We start from the raw sequence: 21661 nt of genomic DNA, 5'->3' as shown, positions 1-21661 counted from the left end.
GCCATCTCGCGCACCGTCATCGACGTCAACCGCGACCCCTCCGGCGTCTCGCTTTATCCTGGACAGGCGACGACCACGCTCTGCCCCACCGACACGTTTGATGGCGACCCGCTCTACCGCATGGGCGAGGAGCCGACGCCGTCCGAGATCGACCGGCGCCGCGAGACTTACTTCGCGCCTTACCATGCCGCACTGCAGGCTGAGATCGACCGGCTGCGCGGCATGCATGAGAAGATCGTGCTGTATGATTGCCATTCGATCCGCTCGGTGCTGCCGCGCCTGTTCGAAGGCACGCTGCCGGTGTTCAATCTCGGCACCAATGACGGCAAGAGCACCGAACCATCGCTGCAGGAAAAGGTAGCCGCCATCCTCGCGGCGAGCAGCCAGTCCTGGGTGGTCAATGGGCGCTTCAAGGGCGGTTGGATCACCAGAAGTTTCGGCCGGCCGCAGAGCGGCGTCCATGCGCTGCAGATGGAGCTCTCGAACCGCGGCTATATGCGCGAGCCGTCGGAAAAGGGCGCGCCAGACAACTGGCCGGTGCCTTACGACCCAACCTACGCGGCGCCGATCCGCGCCACGCTGAAAACCATTCTCGAAACCGCGATTGCCTGGGCCGCGCGCTGACGCTCCCGCCGCACCTGATCGAAAGGGAACTGCCGACATGACCGACCCTCGCCACAACATCCGTGAAGTCCGCGCGCCGCGCGGCGACAAGCTCAACGCCCGCTATTGGACGACCGAGGCGCCGCTGCGCATGCTGATGAACAATCTCGATCCGGAGGTCGCCGAGAACCCGAACGAGCTCGTGGTCTATGGCGGCATCGGCCGGGCGGCGCGCACCTGGAACGATTTCGACCGCATCGCCGCGTCACTGAAGACGCTCGGCGAGGACGAGACGCTCTTGGTGCAGTCGGGCAAGCCGGTCGGCGTCTTCCGCACCCACAAGGACGCGCCGCGCGTCTTGATCGCCAATTCCAACATCGTGCCGCACTGGGCGACCTGGGAAAAATTCAACGAGCTCGATAGGAAGGGCCTGATGATGTACGGCCAGATGACGGCCGGTTCCTGGATCTATATCGGCACGCAAGGCATCGTTCAGGGCACCTACGAGACCTTCGTCGAGGCCGGCCGCCAGCACTATGGCGGCAATCTCAATGGCAAGTGGATCCTGACCGCCGGCCTCGGCGGCATGGGCGGCGCCCAGCCTCTGGCCGCCGTCATGGCCGGCGCCTCCTGCCTCGCCATCGAATGCAATCCGGACTCGATCGACTTCCGCTTGCGCACTCGCTACCTCGACGAGAAGGCCGAAACGCTCGACGAGGCGATGGAAATGATCGAGCGCTGGATCAAGGCCGGCGAGGCGAAGTCCGTCGGCCTGCTCGGCAATGCCGCCGAGATCGTGCCGGAGATGTTCAGGCGTGGGATCCGCCCCGATATCCTCACCGACCAGACCTCGGCGCATGACCCGATCAACGGCTATCTGCCCAAGGGCTGGACCATGGCCGAATGGCGCGAGAAGCGCGTCAGCGATCCGAAGGCGGTGGAGAAGGCGGCGCGCGCGTCGATGCGCGAGCATGTCGAGGCGATGGTGGCGTTCTGGAACGCCGGCGTGCCGACGCTCGACTACGGTAACAACATCCGCCAGGTCGCCAAGGACGAGGGTTTCGAAAATGCCTTCGCCTTCCCCGGCTTCGTGCCGGCTTACATCCGTCCGCTGTTCTGTCGCGGCATCGGCCCGTTTCGCTGGGCTGCGCTCTCGGGCGATCCGGAAGATATCTACAAGACGGACGCCAAGGTGCGCGAACTCACCCCCGGCAACACGCATCTGCACAATTGGCTCGACATGGCGCGCGAGCGCATCTCCTTCCAGGGCCTGCCGGCGCGCATCTGCTGGGTCGGGCTTGGCGACCGCCACCGATTGGGACTCGCCTTCAACGAAATGGTGGCCAAGGGCGAGATCAAGGCGCCGGTCGTCATCGGCCGCGACCATCTCGATTCCGGCTCGGTCGCCTCGCCGAACCGCGAGACCGAGGCGATGAAGGATGGCTCCGACGCCATTTCCGACTGGCCGCTGCTCAACGCGCTGCTCAACACCGCGTCCGGCGCCACCTGGGTCTCGCTGCATCACGGCGGCGGCGTCGGCATGGGCTTCTCGCAGCATGCCGGCATGGTGATCGTCGCCGACGGAACGCCTGACGCGGCCAGGCGCCTGGAGCGCGTGCTGTGGAACGACCCCGCGACCGGCGTCATGCGTCACGCCGATGCCGGTTACGACATCGCCATCGAGTGCGCGAAGGAGCACCAGCTCAACCTGCCGGGCATACTGGGTTGAACCGATGCGCATCCTTCGTACCGCCGGCTATCGCGTCATGCCGTGGAAGAACGGCGGCGGCACGACCACCGAGATCGCCGTCTCGCCTGATGGCGCCGGTCTCGAGGATTTCGACTGGCGCATCTCCATGGCGCGCGTCGAGACCAGCGGGCCATTCTCCAGCTTCGCCGGGGTCGACCGCACGCTGTCGGTGCTGGAAGGCGACGGCATTATGCTCGACATCGCCTCTCGACCGCCGGCGCGGCTGACGCCAGCCTCGGCGCCGCTTCCTTTTCCCGGCGACGTGCCGACCCGCGCCACGTTGATTGGCGGCCCGATCACCGATCTCAACGTCATGAGCCGCCGCGGCTGCATCAGCCATACGGTCGAGCGCTTGCCTGTTTCGGGTGAAGTCGAGATAAGGTCGACCGACGGCACGACGATTATCTTGCCGGTTGGCGGTGGCGTCACAGTCCTCACGGACACCGCTGCCAGCCTCGGACCGCTTGATGCGCTCGTCCTCGATCAGCAGAGCCAGAAACTGCGCCTCCAGCCTGAAGGGCATGAGCTGATTTTTGTGATCCGCCTGCGCGTCACCGCCGCCAATGGTTAACGGCTGTTGCCAAACATGATCGCGGCGCGGGCGAAATATCGCCTGGCCCCTTGCATGTATCACGAAAAAGCCTGAATCCTTTCCCTGATCGGACCCGGGGCGGGAAGCGAGGGGCGTTCGCCCTTGAGTTGTCGAAAGGGGACGCCCCTGTCATGGAGCGCAAACAAACTTTCGGCCGAACCTGCCATGCAACAGATTGCATTTGAACCGGTTTTAGGGCCATTGCCGTGGCGGTGACGCCGCATCGCGCCCCGCCTTACGGAATAATCAATGAACATCCAGACGAATCCCGCCAAGATCGAACAAACTAGTGCCGGCTTCCCGACCGTCACGGAAGCGCCGATACGCTCCAATTTCCTGCCGGAAGACCGGCTGCGCGCGCTGGGCGCAGCACTCGCCAAGGGCGATGTCAGGGACCTGTTCGGGCTTTCGCCGTTCGAATTCCAGGCCCGCATCCGCGATAGCGCCAAGAAGATTCTCGAAGTCTACCGTTCGACCAACGCCGCCCAGGCCAAGGGCGAGACGATCACGCCCGCGGCGCAATGGCTGCTCGACAACAACTACCTGGTCGAAGAGACCATATTTCAGGTCAAGCGCGATCTGCCGCGCCGTTTCTACCGCCAGTTGCCGACGCTCAAGCTTGCGGGCGGCACGGCGTTGCCGCGCGCCTTCGTCGTCGCCTGGAGCTATGTCGAGCATTCCGACAGCGCCGTCTCGGCGACCATGTTCAAGGCCATCGTCGAGGGCTTTCAATCGGTCGAGCCGCTGAAGATCGGCGAGCTCTGGGCGCTGCCGTCGCTGCTGCGGTTCGTGCTGATCGAAAACCTCCGACGCATCGCAGTGCGCGTCAACCGTACGAGAGAGATGCGCCAGATCGCCAACGAGGTCGCCGACCGGGTGCTGGCGACCGACGACAATGCCGACCGGACCAGGATCCTGTCGAGCTACGCCGCGCATGCGCAGGATACCACTTTCGCCACCCAGCTCCTTTATCGCCTGCGTGACGGTTCGCAGAACGCCGGCCGCGCGCTGGAATGGCTGGAGGGCGAGCTCGAGAAGACCGGCTCCGACGCCGAGGAGATCATCATCTCCGAGCATCAGACGCTGTCCAGCGGCAACGTCACCACCGGCAACATCATCCGCGGCCTGCGCCTCATCAACGACGTCGACTGGACGGTCTGGTTCGAGGGCGTCAGCCGCATCGACACGCTGCTGCGCGAGAAGACCGATTTCGCCGCGCTCGATTTCTTCTCGCGCGATCAGTATCGCACCGCGATCGAGCAGCTTGCGCGCCGCTCCGACCTTTCCGAATTCCGCGTCGCCGAAACGGCGATCGAGCTTGCAGGCCACATGCCTGGGGTCACCGATGCGTCCGGCGTGCCGGAAACTGCCGACCCCTCCGTGCATACCGATGTCGGCTTCTTCCTGGTCGGGCCGCGCCGGCCGGAGCTGGAACAGGCGATCGGCTATCGGGCTCCCTTCTATGTGACTTTCAAGCGCGCCTTTGCCGCCACCGGCTGGCTCGGCATCGTCGTGCCGGTCTTCCTGCTGACGGTGCTCCTGCTTGTGCTGTCCGGCAACGCGCTTGCCAATCTCGGCCTCTCGGCGGGGGCGATCACGCTGATGCTGGCTTTGTTCGCGGTGCCGGCAAGCGAAGGCGCGTTGGCCTTCTTCAACACCGTCGTGGCGCTCTTCCTCAAGCCGACGCGGCTAGTCGGCTATGACTATAAGCACGGCATCCCCGCCTCAGCGCGCACGCTGGTCGTCGTGCCTTCGCTCATCGGGTCGCGCGACGACGTCGAGGAAAACATCCGCAACATCGAGGTGCATCATCTCGCCAACACGGCAGAAGAGATCCATTTCGCGCTTTTGTCCGACTGGCCTGATTCCAAGACTGAGATCGACGCAGCCGACATCGAGATCCTGCAATATGCCCGCGACGAGATCGCCAGGCTGAACGCCCGCTATCCGTCGGAAGGTGCTCCGCGCTTCTATCTTCTGCATCGCCGCCGGCTCTACAATCAGGCCCAGGGCTGCTGGATGGGCTGGGAACGCAAGCGCGGCAAGCTGCACGAGCTCAACCTTCTGCTGCGCGGCGACAGCGATACCACCTTCCTGCCGCTCGATGTGCCGCTGCCGGACAAAGTCACCTATGTGATGACGCTCGACGCCGATACGCGCACCACCCGCGACGCCGTCTCGAGCCTTGTCGGCAAGCTCGCGCATCCGCTCAACCGTCCGCATTTCGATCCGGCAAAGCGCGTCGTCACAGCCGGCTACGCCATCCTGCAGCCGCGCATCACCGCCTCGCTCACCAGCGGCGACGATGCCTCCTTCTTCCAGCGCGTCTTCTCGGCCAATCGCGGTCTCGACCCGTACGTCTTTGCCGTGTCCGACGTCTATCAGGACGTCTTCGGCGACGGCACTTTCACCGGCAAGGGCCTCTACCATATCGACGCCTTCGAAACGGCGCTGAAGGGCCGCATCGAGGAAAACACCATCCTCAGCCACGATTTGCTCGAAGGCGCCCTGGCGCGCGCCGCGCTCGTCACCGATGTCGAACTGGTCGAGGACTATCCGACCCGCTACTCGGTCGACGCCTCACGCCACCACCGCTGGGCGCGCGGCGACTGGCAATTGCTCGGCTTCATGTTCGATCCGCGCTCTGGCGTTCCGGCACTGTCGCGCTGGAAGATGGTCGATAACCTCCGCCGCTCGGTGACCCCGATCTTCTGGGTGATGGCCTGTATCGCCGGCTGGACGCTGCTGCCGTTCACGCAGGCCGCGCAGTGGCAGGCGCTGATGATCCTCAGCCTGTTCATGGCCCCGACTTTCGACATCGTCAACGGCATCCTGCCGAAGAGCGGCGACCAGACGCCGCGCGGCCATTTCTCGGCGCTGGCGCGCGACACTGTGTTCGGCACCGCGCTGGTGGCGCTGAAGGTGCTTTTGATGGCGCACCTTGCCTGGATGATGGGCGATGCCATCGTCCGCACTCTTTACCGGCTCTTCGTCAGCCGCCAGAACCTTCTGGAGTGGCGCACCGCCTCGCAGGCGCACAAGACCGGCGGCAGCGATCTCGGCGCCTATTACAGCATGATGTATGGCGCCGTGATCATCGGCGTCGTCGGCCTTGCCGTTCCGGTGCTGGCCGATTCCACCGGCGCGTTCGTCGCCTTCTTCTTCGCGATTTTCTGGATCGGCTCGCCCGCCGTCGCCTGCTGGATCAGCCGCTCGGCCGAGACCGAGGACAGGCTGCGCATTTCCGCCGCTGACATCCATGCGCTGCGCACCGTGGCGCGTCGCACCTGGCATTATTTCGAGACCTTCGTGACGGCCGAGCATCACCATCTGCCGCCCGACAATTTCCAGGAAAGCCCGGCCCCGGTGGTGGCGCCGCGTACCTCGCCGACCAACATCGGCGTCTACCTGCTCTCGGTGGTGTCGGCGCGCGACTTCGGCTGGATCAGCCTGTCGGATGCCATCACCCGCATCGACGCCACGATGACGACCATCGAGAACATGCCGCGCGATCGCGGGCATCTCTACAATTGGTACGACACGACGACCCTGAAGCCGCTTTATCCGCTCTATATCTCGGCGGTCGACAGCGGCAATCTCGCCGGCCATCTGGTCGCCGTGGCCGCGGCCTGCGCCGAATGGGCCGAGGCGCCTTCCGTCCACCTGCAGGGCGATTTCGAGGGCATCCTCGACACCGTCACCATCCTCGACGAGAGCCTGGAGGAACTGCCCGACGACCGCCGCCAGCTGCGGCCGCTGCGCCAGCGTCTTGCCGACCGCCTCGACGGCATGCGCCGGGCAGTGATGACCATCAAGGCGCAGCCCGAGATGGCTTCGATCCGCACGATCAATCTCGCGGTGCTGGCCGGCGAGATCCGCAAGCTCGCCACGGCCATCCACGTCGAGGCGGCGTCGCCCAAGAGCGACGTCATCGCCGACTGGGCGGCCAGGCTGGAGGCGACCTGCGAGGCCCATGTGCACGATTCGCACAATGACGAAAGCGCGGTCTCGGCGCTCCGCACCAAGCTGCTCGCGCTGCGCGGGCGCTGCCGCCGCTACGCCTTCGAGATGGATTTTTCCTTCCTGATGCGGCAGGAGCGCAAGCTCCTGTCGATTGGCTATCGCGTCGAGGAGCACCAGCTCGACGAGAGCTGCTACGACTTGCTCGCCTCCGAGGCGCGGCTGACCAGCCTGTTCGGCATCGCCAAGGGCGACTTGCCGACCGAGCACTGGTTCCGGCTCGGCAGGCCGATTGTCGAGATCGGTTTCAAGGGCGCGCTGATGTCCTGGTCGGGCTCGATGTTCGAGTACCTGATGCCGCCGCTGGTGATGAAGGAGCCGCAGGGCTCGATCCTCAACCAGACCAGCAAGCTCATCATCAAGCGCCAGATCCAGTATGCGCGCTCGAAGAACGTGCCCTGGGGCATCTCGGAAGCGGCCTACAATGCCCGCGACCGCGAGCTCACCTACCAGTACACCAACTTCGGCGTGCCCGGCCTCGGCCTGAAGCGTGGTCTCGGCCAGAACACCGTGATCGCGCCTTACGCCACCATCCTGGCGGCGCAGTTCAATCCGCGTGAGGCGGTGCAGAACCTGATGCGGCTGCGCGCGATCGGCGCGCTCGGCCGGCACGGCTTTTACGATGCGGTCGACTTCACGCCGCAGCGCGTGCCGGAAGGCACCGACCATGCCGTCGTCCAGAACTACATGGCCCACCATTCCGGCATGTCGATCGCCGCCGTGGCGGACGCCATCTTCGAGGGTCGGCTGCGCGAACGCTTCCACAGCGATCCGGTGATTGAGTCGGCCGAACTCCTCTTGCAGGAGAAGGCGCCGCGCGACATCCCGACCGCCACCGTCAGGACCGAGGCCGACGAGCGCTCCAAGGACGAGACCGAGACCGAGAGCCCGGACAGCCGCATCATCCTTGACCCGATCAAGGCGCTGCGCGCGACCAACGTCATGTCGAATGGCCGGTACTCGGTCATGGTCACCGCCACCGGCTCCGGCTACAGCCGCTTCGGCGAGCTTGCCATCACCCGTTGGCAGCCGGACCCGAGCGAAGACCGTCTCGGCTCCTATATCTTCTTGCGCGACACCGCGACCGGCGACTGGTGGTCGGCCACCGCCGAGCCGAAGCGCGCCGAGGGCGAGCGCGTGCAGACGCTGTTTGCCGACGACAAGGCGAGCTTTACCAAATCGATCGGCTCGCTGCGTTCGGAGGTCGAGTGCATCGTCATCTCCGAAGGGAACGGCGAAGGCCGGCGCGTCACGCTTTACAATGACGGCCCCACCGACCGGCACATCGAGGTGACGTCCTTTGCCGAGCTGGTGCTGGGCAACGAAGCCTCCGACAACGCCCATCCGGCGTTCTCGAAGATGTTCGTCGAGACCGAGATCTCCGCTAACAACGGCGCGATCTTCGCCACCAGGCGCAAGCGCGAAAAGAACGAGCCCGACCTAACCATGGTGCATTTCGTCACCGATCCGTCGGGTCCCTCGCGCGACGCCGAGGCCGAAACCGATCGCCGCGCCTTCATCGGCCGTGGCCGCACCATCGCCGACGCTGCCGCCTTCGACCCCGGCGCCCGGCTCTCCGGCAGCCACGGCTTCACGCTCGACCCGGTGGCGGCACTTCGCCGCCAGGTGCGCGTGCCGGCCAACAAGAAGATCTCGCTGACCTTCTGGACCGTCGTCGGCGCCAACCGGGGCGAGCTCGACGAGGCGATCGGCCGCCTCGACCATCAGGAGAGCTTCGCCCGCCAGGCGATGCTCGCCTGGACGCGCAGCCAGGTGCAGACGCGCCATCTCGGCCTCAGCCTGACCGATGCCGCCAATGTGCAGAAGCTGGCGCGTTACCTGATCTATCCCGATCCGTTCCTGCGTCTGCCCGCCGACTCCATCGCCTCGGGCCTCGGCCGCCAATCGAGCCTCTGGCCGACCAGCATCTCCGGCGATTTCCCGATCTTCCTGGTGCGCATCGGCGACGTCGCCGATCTCGAGATCGTCGCCCAGGCGCTGCGCTTCCAGGAATACATGCGCGCCCGCGGCATGATGATCGACTTCGTCGTCGTCAACGAGCAGGCATCCTCCTACGTGCAGGACCTGCAGCGCGCAGTGGAGACGCTGTGCGAGAACAGCCGCCTGCGTGGTCGCGAGCTTGGCCCGCGTCAGCACATCTTCGCCGTGCGCCGCGACCTGATGGACGAGCCGACCTACAAGACCCTACTGTCGGTCGCGCGTGTTGCGCTCCACACCCGCAACGGCACCATCTTCGACCAGCTCGAGCGGGCCGAAACGGCGGCATTGCAGGCTCGCGACGCTTTGCAGCAGGCGGAAGGCGTTCCGGCCCGCCAGCCGTCGCCGCCTTTGCCTGAGCCGACGCGGGCAAGCGAGGGGGGAGCCGATATTGCCGCCGACGGCACCGGCCTCAGCCTCTGGAACGGCTTTGGCGGCTTCGACGGCGACGGCCGCCACTACGTGACGCGGCTGACCGGCCGTCGTGTGACGCCGCAGCCCTGGATCAACGTCATCTCCAACGCTTCCTTCGGCTTCCACGTCTCTGCCGAGGGCGCCGGCTTCACCTGGAGCCGCAACAGCCGCGACTACCAGTTGACGCCGTGGTCGAACGACCCGGTGTCGAACCGGCCGGGCGAGGGCTTCTATATCTACGACCAGTTGAGCGGCAAGGCGTTCTCGCCGATGGCCGCGGTGGTGCGCGATCCCTCGATGACCTACGAGACCTGGCACGGGCAGGGGTTCTCGACCTTCCGCTCGAAGCGCGGGCCGCTGTCGATGGATCTGACGCAGGTCGTCGACCCGGTGGATCCGGTGAAGATCACCCGGCTGCGCATCCAGAATGCCGGCCCCGCGCCGGAAAGGCTGCGCGTCTATGCCTATGCCGAGTGGGTGCTCGGCGGCCATCGCTCGCGCACGGCGGCAACCATCGTGCCGACCAGGGACGCCGCGACGGGCGCCATGCTTGCGCAGAACCCCTACGGGCTCGACTTCGGCGAGCGGGTGGCTTTCCTCGCCGCGACGGCGCCTGTTCATTCGGTGACCGCCGACCGCGGCGAGTTCGTCGGCAGGCACGGCACGACCGAATATCCGCAGGCCGTGCTTGGCGGAGTTGCTTTGTCCGGCCGCGTCGAGGCAGGCGACGATCCGTGCGCGGTGATCGCCAGCGACATCGACATCCCGGCCGGCGGCGACGTGACGCTGTTCTGGCTGCTTGGCGACGCCGCCACGGCCGCCGAGGCGAGCGCCCTGGTCCAGACCCACAGGGACAAGGATTTCGACCGGCGTCTGGCCGACAATGAGCGCGTCTGGCGCGGCTTCCTCGACACCATTCAGGTCGAAACGCCGGACAAGGCGCTCAACGCCATGGTCAACCACTGGCTGCCCTACCAGAGCCTGGCCTGCCGCATCCGCGCGCGGTCGGCCTTCTACCAGGCGAGCGGCGCCTTCGGCTTCCGCGACCAGTTGCAGGATACGCTGGCCTTGCTGGCGCATGATCCGAAGCTGGCGCGCGACCAGATTCTCAACGCCGCCCGCCGGCAGTTCCAGGAGGGCGACGTGCAGCACTGGTGGTTGCCCCGCACCGATGCCGGCGTGCGCACCATGATCTCGGACGATGTCGTGTGGCTGGCGCACGCGACGGCCCGCTACATCGAGGTGACGGGCGATGCCGCCATCCTCAAGGAGCAGATACCGTTCATCGACGGGCAGGAGCTTGGCGAGGGGGAGCACGACGCCTTCTTCACGCCCGAGATCACCAAGACCACAGCCTCGCTTTACGAGCACTGCGCGCGGGCGCTCGATCTGGCCATCAAGCGCAGCAGCCCGGCCGGCCTGCCGCTGATCCTCGGCGGCGACTGGAACGACGGCATGAACCGTGTCGGCGAGGGCGGCAAGGGCGAAAGCGTCTGGCTAGGCTGGTTCCTGCTGAAGACGCTGGGTGACTTCGCCCCCATCGCCAAGGGACAGAGCGATGGCAAGCGGGCGCAGGCCTGGACGAAGCACGCGGACCTGCTGAAGCGGGCGCTGGAGAGCACGGCCTGGGACGGCCAGTGGTACCGGCGCGGCAGCTTCGACGACGGCACGCCGCTTGGCTCCCGCAATTCGGATGAGTGCAAGATCGACTCCATCGCCCAGTCCTGGAGCGTGCTGTCGGGCGAGGGGGATCCTGCCCGCTCGACCACGGCCATGGAACAGGCGACGAAGATGCTCGTCGACGACAAGCACAAGATCGTCAAGCTGTTCACGCCGCCCTTCTCGAACAGCGACAAGGATCCCGGCTATATCAAGAGCTACCCGCCGGGCGTGCGCGAGAACGGCGGCCAGTACACCCATGCCGCCACCTGGTTCGTCATCGCGCTGGCCGAGATGGGACGCACCGACGAGGCTTATCGCTGCTTCTCGATGCTGAACCCGGTCAACCACGCCTCGGACGAGGCGGCGGCCGAGCATTACCGCGTCGAGCCTTACGTCGTGGCGGCGGACATCTACGCCGGCGAAGGAAAAGGCGGCCGCGGCGGCTGGACCTGGTATACGGGGTCGGCCGGCTGGCTCTACCGGGCCGCGGTGGAAGGAATCCTCGGCATCGAGCGGCGCGGCAAGCAGATCACGTTTAGGCCGAAGCTGCCCGGCCACTGGGACGGCTACGCCGCCACACTCAAGATGTTCGGCGGCGAAATCAAGGTTCGCGTCATCCGCGACAAAAAGACCAAGTCGATCGCGCTTGAAGTCAATGGTTCGAAGACCAAATCAGGGTCTTTCGAACCGAGGGCCGGCGAGATGACCGACGTCGTCGTCAAGATACCTGCGTAGGATCAACGGTTTGCCTTGCAGGCCGCGCATCTCTCGGGATGCGCGGCCGAGCTTGGCGTTTTACTTTGCCAATGGGCCGGGCAGCGTGCGCCCACGCTGCTTCAGGCACGGCTAAGCAAGCGCAAGTGATTAAAAATGTGGCAGCGCTGGGCAGGTGCCATTGTTTTGCCGCAAGGCTGACATTTCACCTTTTATCTCAAACCGTTAGGTGATCACGTCAGATTTCGCACCGTCGTCATCTTTTGTTCGCTAAATCGGAACGGAAGGGATAGACGACGCATTGTTTCGCGACACATAAACCGGTACGTGTCAAAAAATGGTGCGGCGCACAATACCGACATTGAGCACGGACAAGAGTTTGGCGGAGTAGCTGAAGTGTCACTTCTGCAGATCTACTTTAGAGCGCTGAGTTATCTGGCTGCGGACAAGAAGCGCGTCGCGCTGATCTGCGGCGCCAACGTCGCGCTTGCCGCGATCGCCATTCTCGAGCCGATCCTTTTGGGCCGGGTGATCGGCGCCATTTCCGAAAAAGGTCCGGTGTTTTCGACGCTCGCCGTCTGGGCCGCTCTCGGTGTCTTCAATGTCATAGCTTTCGTGCTGGTGTCGCGCGGCGCCGACCGCTTCGCCCATGCCCGGCGTTCGGAAGTGCTGTGCCAGTCCTTCGAGCGCGTCATCACCATGCCGCTCGCCTGGCACCACCAGCGCGGCACGTCCAATTCGCTGCACACGCTGCTGCGCGCCGTCGAAACCCTGTTCAGCCTGTGGCTCGAATTCATGCGCGTGCATCTCTCGACGGCCATTGCGCTGGTGCTGCTGGTGCCGACCGCGCTTTCCATGGACATCCGCATGTCCATCGTGCTGCTGGGCCTCGGCGTGCTCTACGTCGGAATCGGCCGTATCGTCATGCGCCGTACCAAGTCGGGGCAGACCGCCGTCGAGCGCCACTACCACACAGTCTTTGCCCATGTGACCGACAGCGTCAGCAACGTCGCCGTGCTGCAGAGCTATAACCGCATCGGCCATGAGACCGCGACGCTGAAGCGCTACGTCAAGGACCTGCTCGACGCGCAGAACCCGGTGCTCGACTGGTGGGCTATCGCCAATGCGCTGAACCGCCTGTCGTCGACCATCTCGATGATGATCGTGCTCTCGATTGGGGCTTATCTCGTCACCCGTGGCCAGCTCCGTGTCGGAGACGTCGTCGCCTTCACCGGCTTTGCCGGAATGCTGATCGCCCGTCTCGACCAGATGTCCGCCTTCACGACGCAGATTTCCGAGGCCCGCGCCAAGCTCGAGGATTTCTATCGCCTCGAGGACTCGGCCGCCGAAACCGCCGAGCCGGACGGCCTGCGCGAGTTGACCAACGTCACCGGCCGTGTGCGGTTCGAGGACGTCAGCTTCGAGTTCGCGAATTCGGGCCATGGTATCGAAAATGTCTCCTTCGAGGTGCCGGCCGGCAAGACCGTCGCCATCGTCGGCCCGACCGGCGCCGGCAAGACGACGCTTATCAACCTGCTGCAGCGCGTGTTCACGCCGTCCAGCGGCCGCATCCTGATCGACGGCATCGACACTCGCACGGTGACCCGCAAGTCGCTGCGCCACTCGATCGCCACCGTCTTCCAGGACGCCGGCCTGCTCAACCGCTCGATCGAGGATAACATCCGGGTCGGCCGCGCCGATGCGAGCAATGACGAGGTGCACGCCGCCGCCAATGCCGCCGCCGCACAGGACTTCATCCTGGCCAAGAGCAGCGGCTACGACACCGTCGTCGGCGAGCGCGGCGGCCAGCTCTCGGGCGGCGAGCGCCAGCGCATCGCCATCGCCCGCGCCGTGCTGAAGGATGCGCCGATCCTGGTGCTCGACGAGGCGACCAGCGCGCTCGACGTCGAGACCGAGGACCGAGTCAAGGAAGCGATCGACGAACTGCGCCGCAACCGCACGACCTTCATCATCGCCCACCGCCTGACCACCGTGCGCGACGCCGACTTGGTCGTCTTCATGGACAAGGGCAAGGTGGTCGAATACGGCGGCTTCACCGAGCTGTCGCTGCGCAACGGCCGCTTCGCAGCCCTGCTGCGCGCCGGCGGCCTGCTCAACGACGAGGAGGTCCGTCGCCTCAGCCGTCCGGTGACGGAAGCGGCGTAAGCTTTCTTCCCTGTGGGACAAGGTGTCGCCGCAGGCGACAGATGAAGGTGTTCCAGGAAGATCAGCGTCTCACTCCGTCGCGCACCCTATCCGTCTCGGCGCTCGCGCGCCGATCCACCTTCTCTCACAAGGGGAGAAGGAGAGAGTGCGACAACCGTCCGATTGCCCCTGATGCATCGCCGGTCTATTTAGATCGGCATGAGCGACACCACCTCACGCCTCGCCGGCTGGATCGATCTCGCCAACCCGACGCGCTTCGTCGGGCTGGCCAACAAGGTTATTCCGTGGCTCGCGGCGACCGCGGCGATACTGCTCGGCGTCGGCCTCTATATGAGCTTCACCGCGCCGGAGGATTTCCAGCAGGGCATCACGGTGCGCATCATGTACATCCACGTGCCTTTCGCCTGGCTTGCGATGATGTGCTACACCATCATGGCGATCTCGGCGCTCGGCACGCTGGTCTGGCGCCACCCGCTGGCCGACGTGGCGCTGAAGGCAGCGGCTCCGATCGGCGCCACCTTCACCGCGCTCGCGCTGATCACCGGCTCGATCTGGGGCAAGCCGATGTGGGGCACCTGGTGGGTGTGGGACGCTCGGCTGACCTCGGTCTTCGTGCTTTTCCTCATGTATCTTGGGATTATCGCGCTGACTCGCGCACTGGACGACGCCGGCCGCGCCGCCTGGGCCGCCGCCATCATCACGCTGGTCGGCTTCATCAACATCCCGATCATCAAATTCTCGGTCGATTGGTGGAACACGCTGCACCAGCCGGCCTCGGTCTTCCGCCTCGGCGGCCCGACCATCGACCCTTCGATGCTGTGGCCGCTCGCCGTGATGGCGCTTGGCTTCACCGTGCTGTTCTTCGCGCTGCACCTGATGGCGATCCGCACGGAGATTTTCAGGCGCCGCGTGATCGCGATGCGCAGGGTTGCGGCGCGGCAGGCGGAACGGCAGTAGATTTTCGGACCAATAGCGGTCTGTCGCGTTCCTTCTCGCCCCCCTCTGTCCTGCCGGACATCTCCCCCACAAGGATGGTGCGATTGCTTTCGGCAACTTTCAGCGTTTGGAGGAGGGCGCGACGCCCGAGCCGCCAATCTCCCCCCAAAGTGGGGGGGAGATGTCCGGCAGGACACGGGGGGCGCTGTCCCGCCAGCCTAGACGAACTTAAAACATCTGCGTGCGTCTCAGGATCCTCAAGCCATCTTCCCCCGCGCCGCCACTGGCAGCGTTTCCAGCACCTTGTCGCCGTCGATCAGATGCACCTGGTCGAACAAATTCGTCACCACGCAGCAATGATCGGGAACCACGCGCACGCGCTCGCCAATGCGCAGGGCGCCGCCGTCTGAAAGCGTGACGTTGCCGTGCTCCTCGCTCAGTCCAGTCACTCGCGCGCTGGGCACGCCGAGCAGCTCGCCGAAATCCGGCAGTCCTAGCGTATCGGAGGACAAAGCCTTGCTGCCGCTGTCGAGGATGGCGCGGGAGGGCGTCGGGTGGCTGACCACGGTGGCCAGCACCGTCAGCGCGCAATCGTCGAGCGTGCCGACGCCTTTGGCGACCTGGTAGCGGTCGAGATAGATGTAGGTGCCGGGCCGGTATTCGGTGACGACGCTGTCCTCGCCCGAGCGCCACATGTCCGGCGTGCCTCCGCTGGAGATGCGCCGGCATTCGAGCCCGGCCGCCGCAAGCGTCTCGCGCGCGTTCCGCAGCCACGCCTCGGCTTCGGCGGCGCGGCCCGCCGCCGGATAAGTCATCAGCCCGCCGAAGGTTAGTCCTCTGGCCTGGTCGATCACTTTCGCCAGTGCAACCGCTTCGGCCGGGCTCTGCACGCCGCAGCGCCCCATGCCGGTGTCGCATTCGACCAGCACCGGCAGCGGGTGGCCGGTATCGGTGAAGGTCGCGGCTAGCCCTGACAGCGTTTCGTGGCTGTCCGCCGTGACCGACAGCGCGACGCGGCCATGCAGTGCCTTCAGCCGCTCCAGCTTGGCGCGGCCGAGAATGTTGTAGGGCAGGAAAATGTCCTCAAGCCCGGCATCGGCCATCACCTCGGCCTCGCCGATCTTCTGGCAGGTTATGCCGACCGCGCCAGCCGCGACCTGCTTCTTCGCCCAGTAGGGCAGCTTGTGCGTCTTGATGTGCGGGCGGAGCTTCAGCCCGTGGCGGTCGGCATGCGCCTGCGCCTTTGCGATGTTGGCTTCGGCGCGGGCCGCGTCGATCAGGATCGCCGGCGTGTCGAGATCGTCTATGCTTGCCATGAAGATCACCGTTCAAAAGCATGTCTCCCGAAGGTGGGAACCGGTTTCGGGAATGAAGACATGCGCGATCAAAAACCGGTTGGGGTTATGGGCTTGATCGGGCCGGATGTCACGAGGCCAGAGCCGTCAGTTTGCGTCGACAGCGGACCGGCATTGCGATATTCGGGTTGGCAGATTTCAGCAGGCAGCGGCCGGAAGGAAAACGACCATGAAGCGCTCCAAAATCAACGACATCATCCGCGAAGCCGACGCCTTCATCCGCTCGTTCGGCTACATCATGCCGCCCTTCGCCTACTGGTCGCCGGAAGAGATGAAGGCGCACAAGGCGGACTCTTCGGCCATTTTCAGCTCGCGTCTCGGCTGGGACATCACCGACTACGGCCAGGAGAAGTTCGATGAGCTTGGTCTCTTCCTTTTTACCGTCCGCAACGGCCGCTACGCGGACATGAAGCTCGGCATGGGCATGCTCTACGCCGAGAAGATCATGATCTCGCGCAAGGACCAGCTGTCGCCCATGCACCGCCACAACATCAAGGCCGAGGACATCATCAACCGCGGCGGCGGCAAGCTGGTGCTGGAACTGTTCATGCACGACCGCGACGGCGGCATCGACCCGAAGGCCGAAGTGTCGGTGCCGGTCGACGGCACCATCACCAGATTGCCCGCCGGCGGGCTCCTGAAGCTCGACCCGGGCCAGAGCGTGACGCTGCTGCCGGGCGTCTGGCACGCCTTCTGGGCCGAGGGCAAGGACGTGCTGATCGGCGAGGTCTCGACCGTCAATGACGACCTCACCGACAACGTCTTCCGCGATCCGATCGGCCGCTTCTCCAACATCGAGGAGGATGTGGCGCCGGTTCACCTTCTGGTGTCGGATTATGAAAAATGGGTGGGGTAGGGCGAGGGCCTAGTCGTCCCAATTTCGCTGCTGAAAGGAGGTCCAGATACTGATAGTGCTGTCGTCCCGGTCGCTCGTGCTGTGCAGCGTGAGGACAATATCCACGGTGGGCGGCGCTTTGATCATGGCTGTGATCACGCGCGTCGCGTCGTCGGGTACGATGCCTATGCCCCATTTCATTTCCCAATTTCCTCCGGCCTGCTGCAGTCGGGGAGTGGAATCTTCGAACTGCTCCCTCATCGACGCATCGTCTGGAAACGGTTCATCGGTGAGTTTTGCAAAAACCTCCCACGACCCGGCAACTGCTGCCTGAATGGCGCTTTCTATTCTGGCGCTCTCGGCTTGGCTGATTGTTTCAGACATACTGAGAGTTCCAATCTACCGCGCGTACTTGTCCGCCTTCCGATTGCCCAGCAGCAGCTTGCGCTCCAGGTGCGCGCGCAGCTCGCCGTAATAGGCGGTGAGGAATGCCCGTGAATCGACCGGCTCGACCCTGGCGCCGATCTTGCGGCCTATCGTTTCCGCCACCGCTTTCATCGCGAAATAGTCGTCGCGGCGCAGCACTTCCTCCAGCTTGTGCAGCTCGGCGATGCCATAGGCGTCGAGCTGCGCGGCGCTGAACTGGAAGCGGGTCGCGACCGGATCCTTGCGCAGCGACAGATCCTCGAGCAGCGCCACCTTCGGCGCCTCGACCACCCAGGTTCCGGCGAGCAGGTCGCCAATCCGCAGCCGGTCGCGGTTGAAGAGCGGGAACAGCGAGAACAGCAGCGCCCACACCAGCCCGAAGATGGTCGACAGCGTGTCGGCGACACCGGCGCTGCCGCGCGCCGCCAGGATCGACAGCGGCAGGAACACCTCGATCTCGCGCATCAGGTTGCGCGCGATGACCTGGTCGAGGCTGAGGCCGGCGCCGCTGCGCGAAGCGACGCGGACGCCGACCATCCGCTTGCCGGGCGTCGCCGCCCGCCGGCCCGCCTCGAAGGCGATGAAATAGACGTTGCGCAGCAGGAAGATGAAGATGATCCAGACGATGAACAGCGGTTCGGCGTCCTTCACGCCGAGCCCGCCCAGGCCGAAGATCGCGACAAGGCTGACCGCGACGGCGGCGACGACGATGATCACCACATCGAGCAGGAATCCCGAAGCCCGCGTCCCGGCATCGGCCAGCTTGACGCGCAGGTCCACGCCCTCCGGCGTCACCAGCGGGCGCACCAGCGCGGCGGGATTCCTAGCCGTTGCCATGCCGCACCATCCGGAACAGGTAGAAATAAGAAATCCAGAGCGCCAGCATGCCGCCGCCGATCGAATAGCGGGCGATATCGCTTGTGATCGTCTGCCGGCCGATGCCTTCGAGCAGGCCGGCAAACAGCAGCATCATGACGACGCCGACCATCGCGGTCGCCGCCACGCGGCCCGCGCGTGAGGCCGCGGCCATGCGCGTCAGCTCGCCGGGAAAGGCGATGCTGGTGCCGATGCGCATGCCGGCCGCGCCCGCGATGGCGATGGCGAAAAGCTCCGTCGTGCCGTGGATCGACAGCCAGCCGCCGAGCTCGAAACCGAGCCCCTTGGCGGCATAGATCTGGAAGATGGCGCCGAGCATGCAGCCATTCATCAGGATGATCAGCACGCTGGGCACCGCGAAGGCGAAGCCGAGCGCGAAGGCCAGGATCGACACCTGCGTGTTGTGGGTGAAGAGATAAGCGGCGAAGCCCGACAGAAAGTGGTCGCCGCCGCCATAAAGCACGCTGCGCAGCATCTCGGCCGACGAATCCGGATTGCGCCCGCCGGCGAGGCTCGGCGCGATGATGGCGTCGTACCAGCGCTTGTCGGAGGCGACCAGCCAGTACCCGGCAATGGCGCCGATCACCGTCAAGGCGACCGATGCCCACACCTCGCGCCACAAGTCGCGGATCGCCGCCGGCCAGTCGTGCAGGAAGAAGTCGCCGATGCGCGTTCTCAAGGATCGCCGCGCGCCATAGAGGTAAAAATAGCCGCGCAGGCAGAGCGCTTCGAGGTAAGCAATCAGTGCGCTGTCGAGCGAAGTGGCTCGCGCCACCGAAAGCGAGGACAGTGCCGAGCGGTAGAGGAGGGGCAGTGACAGCAGCTCCTCTTCCGACAGCGCGCGCGGCGCGCGCTTCTCGACGCGGGCAAGCAGTGCCTCGAACGCCTTCCAGTCGGCCTCGCGCTCCTGGCGGAAGCTTGCCAGCGACTGGCGCACGGCATCGGTGCCGGCGGGCAGCGTCATAAGAGGTTTTCCTCCTTGAGCTGGATATAGCGCTCGACCAGCGCCGGGCCGAGCCGCTGGTGGTCGGCCTCGATGACATGCGCGCCGAGCAGCCTGAGGCGTCCGATCACCACCTGCCGCTGTCTGAGCAGGTCGCCGGCGGTGACCGCGCGGGCCACGTCCTCCGGGGCGGTAGGCGCCATATCGGCCAAAGTCTCCAGCTCGACATCCTTCATCAGCATGAACAGCACCAGATGCCGCTCGGTCAGCCGCCCGACGGTGCGCAGCATCAGCTCGGCGCTGATCGGGTCGACGAAATCGGTGAAAACGATGACCAGTGAGCGCCGGTCGAGCTTCGCGGCGAGCGTCGTCAGCGCCAGGGTGAAATTGGTCTCCTCGGTCGAATAGTCGATCTCGGCGGCGCGCTTCTGGATCATGGTGAAGCTCGGCGAGCCGCGCACGGCGCCGCTGGAAACGCGCGGCCTGGCGTCGAAGGAAAACAGGCTGACGAGGTCGCCGCCCTTGAGCGCAATGAAGGCGGACAACAGCGCCGCCGTCACGGCCCGGTCGACCTTCGGCACGCCCTCGACCGGCTCGCACATCAGCCGCCCGCTATCGATGGCTAGAACGATGTTGTTGTTCTCTTCGATGCGGAATTCGCGGGCAAGCAATTTGCCGTGGCGGGCGCTGCGCTTCCAGTCGATCATGCGCCGGCCCATGCCGGGCTGGTAGTCCTTCAGCGCCTCGAACTCGCGGCCCTGGCCGGCGCGCTTCTGTGCATGGCCGTCGGCAAGAGCGGAGCGCTGCAGCAGCGTGATCGCCTCGTCGCGGGCGCGGCTGACATCGGGCAGCACCGCTATCTTGCGCTCCACCGGCAGCACGGCCTGCTTCCAGACCAGCCCGAACGGCCCTTGCCAGCGCAGCCACAGCCGATCGAAGCTGGCGATGCCCCGCCGAATGGCGTCGAATTCGAGATCGAGCGTGCCGCCATTTGCCGGCAGTGTGCCGCCCGTGCCGTTGACCGGCGCCAGCCGCTGGTCATGCCCGACGCGCGCCTGCAGCCGGCGCGTTCGCGCCCCGAGACCGGCCGCGATGTGCAGCGTGAAACGTCCGCCGACGCCGACCTGCGGCGGTGCGGTGAGCGTGGCGCTGAGCGACGCGCGTCCGCGCCCGGCCGCCGCGTCGACCGCCAAGAAGGCAAGCAAAGCGCAAATCCAGAGCAGCCCGAGATACCAGACATGCGGCAGCGCGAGCGCGATCAGGAAGGCGGGAATCGCTCCCGCCGCCGCCGCCCATACCGCTCTGCCGCTCGGATAGATCAACGCGGCGCTTCCGTCCGGTCGACCAGGTCGGACACGATCTGCTCGACCAGCCGTCCGTCGATCTGCGCCGCCGGCGAGAGGATGACGCGGTGGCGCAGCGCCGGCACGGCTAAAGCCTTGACGTCGTCGGGGATGACATAGTTGCGGCCGTCGAGCGCCGCCCGGGCTCGCGCCGCGCGCGCCAGCATGGCGCCGGCGCGAGGACTGGCGCCGACCTCCAGATCCGGGCTTTCGCGCGTGCCGCGGACAAGGGCCGCGATGTAGCCGACGACGTCGTCGACCAGCGTGACGGCGCCCACTGTGGCAAGCGCCGCCTCCAGCGTCTTGCGGTCGGTCTGCGCCTTGATGCCGTATTGCTCGATATTGTGCGAGGCGGAGCCGCCGCCGTGGTGGATGATGATGGCACGTTCTTCCTGCGCGTCCGGATAGCTGACCCGGTGCTTGAACAGGAAGCGGTCGAGCTGGGCCTCGGGGAGCGGATAGACGCCTTGATGCTCGATCGGGTTCTGCGTCGCCACCACCATGAAATTCTTGCCGAGCGAATGGGTCGTGCCGTCGAATGTGACAGCGTGCTCCTGCATGGCTTCGAGCAGTGCAGCCTGCGTCTTCGGCGGCGTGCGGTTGATCTCGTCGGCAAGCAGCAGATCGCAGAAAATCGGGCCGCGCGTCAGCGTGAACTGGCCGGTCTGGAAATTGTAGATGTTGGCGCCGACGATGTCGCCGGGCATCAGGTCGGGCGTGAACTGGATGCGCCCATAGGCGACGCCGAGCGCCTGCGCGAAGCAGCGCGCGGTCATGGTCTTTGCGGTACCGGGCGGACCTTCGAGCAATATATGCCCGCCGGCGAACAGCGCCGTCAGCATCAGATCGACCGTGTCGCGCTGCCCGGTGATCGCTTTAGCCACCTCTTCCCTGATCGCGCTCGCCAGGGCTTTCACTTCATCGACGTTCACCGAGCCTCCTTGCCGTCCAGTCATGCAGCTCTTCCGCTGCTTCATGCATTGCGGCCAATGTGTTGGAACCGTTCGCAGCCTTGAACCGTGCGGTGA

The 21661-nt window shown here is 65.5% G+C and carries 13 protein-coding genes; 7 read left to right on the top strand and 6 right to left on the bottom strand.

All coding sequences use genetic code 11. The features are described from left to right. From hutG to EOA79_RS16105, 6 genes are all read left to right on the top strand, one after another. On the top strand, positions 1-624 hold a 624-nt coding region (gene hutG, locus EOA79_RS16130; RefSeq protein WP_128293093.1), incomplete at its 5' end, for an N-formylglutamate deformylase. 37 nt (positions 625-661) lie between these two features. Further along, positions 662-2332: a urocanate hydratase gene (gene hutU, locus EOA79_RS16125; RefSeq protein WP_095824770.1), complete on the top strand. Its 1671-nt coding sequence runs from the start codon at positions 662-664 to the stop codon at positions 2330-2332. Positions 2333-2336: 4 nt separating this feature from the next. Next, the gene (locus tag EOA79_RS16120) at positions 2337-2924 is read left to right on the top strand and encodes a HutD family protein (protein WP_095824769.1); all 588 of its coding nucleotides are present in this window, start codon (positions 2337-2339) and stop codon (positions 2922-2924) included. Positions 2925-3194: 270 nt separating this feature from the next. After that, complete coding sequence (locus EOA79_RS16115; protein ID WP_095824768.1) at positions 3195-11774, top strand: glucoamylase family protein; 8580 nt, start codon at positions 3195-3197, stop codon at positions 11772-11774. Between the two features lie 375 nt (positions 11775-12149). Further along, complete coding sequence (locus EOA79_RS16110) at positions 12150-13919, top strand: glucan ABC transporter ATP-binding protein/ permease (protein ID WP_067000546.1); 1770 nt, start codon at positions 12150-12152, stop codon at positions 13917-13919. 198 nt (positions 13920-14117) lie between these two features. After that, positions 14118-14876 (top strand): heme ABC transporter permease, encoded by a 759-nt coding sequence (locus tag EOA79_RS16105; protein WP_095824767.1) that lies wholly within the window; start codon positions 14118-14120, stop codon positions 14874-14876. A 236-nt stretch (positions 14877-15112) separates the two neighbouring features. Here EOA79_RS16105 and EOA79_RS16100 read toward each other — a convergent pair whose 3' ends face one another. Beyond that, the gene (locus tag EOA79_RS16100) at positions 15113-16171 is read right to left on the bottom strand and encodes a D-TA family PLP-dependent enzyme (RefSeq protein ID WP_095824866.1); all 1059 of its coding nucleotides are present in this window, start codon (positions 16169-16171) and stop codon (positions 15113-15115) included. Positions 16172-16379: 208 nt separating this feature from the next. Between EOA79_RS16100 and EOA79_RS16095 the strand changes: the two genes are divergently transcribed. Next, on the top strand, positions 16380-17066 hold the full coding sequence (locus EOA79_RS16095) for a D-lyxose/D-mannose family sugar isomerase (protein WP_067329872.1): 687 nt from the start codon (positions 16380-16382) through the stop codon (positions 17064-17066). A 9-nt stretch (positions 17067-17075) separates the two neighbouring features. Here the strand turns inward: EOA79_RS16095 and EOA79_RS16090 are convergent, their stop codons facing one another. Genes EOA79_RS16090 through EOA79_RS16070 form a run of 5 tightly spaced genes read right to left on the bottom strand, consistent with a single transcriptional unit; the run spans position 17076 to position 21565 of the window. Beyond that, positions 17076-17429: a hypothetical protein gene (locus tag EOA79_RS16090; protein ID WP_095824766.1), complete on the bottom strand. Its 354-nt coding sequence runs from the start codon at positions 17427-17429 to the stop codon at positions 17076-17078. A gap of 15 nt (positions 17430-17444) precedes the next feature. Next, positions 17445-18308: an RDD family protein gene (locus EOA79_RS16085; protein WP_067329877.1), complete on the bottom strand. Its 864-nt coding sequence runs from the start codon at positions 18306-18308 to the stop codon at positions 17445-17447. Beyond that, positions 18295-19311, bottom strand: a complete 1017-nt coding sequence (locus EOA79_RS16080) for a stage II sporulation protein M (RefSeq protein ID WP_095824765.1) — start codon at positions 19309-19311, stop codon at positions 18295-18297. Before EOA79_RS16080 ends, EOA79_RS16085 begins: the two co-directional genes overlap by 14 nt. After that, complete coding sequence (locus tag EOA79_RS16075) at positions 19308-20612, bottom strand: DUF58 domain-containing protein (protein ID WP_128293091.1); 1305 nt, start codon at positions 20610-20612, stop codon at positions 19308-19310. Before EOA79_RS16075 ends, EOA79_RS16080 begins: the two co-directional genes overlap by 4 nt. Continuing rightward, positions 20609-21565, bottom strand: coding sequence for a MoxR family ATPase (locus tag EOA79_RS16070; protein ID WP_095824865.1), 957 nt, complete (start codon positions 21563-21565; stop codon positions 20609-20611). The genes EOA79_RS16075 and EOA79_RS16070 overlap by 4 nt, the downstream gene beginning before the upstream one ends. Positions 21566-21661: the final 96 nt, after the last annotated feature.

The organism is Mesorhizobium sp. M1A.F.Ca.IN.020.03.2.1 (genome assembly GCF_004023205.1).
Classification (GTDB): Bacteria; Pseudomonadota; Alphaproteobacteria; order Rhizobiales; family Rhizobiaceae; genus Mesorhizobium.
This window is presented reverse-complemented; position numbering and strand designations above follow the sequence as displayed.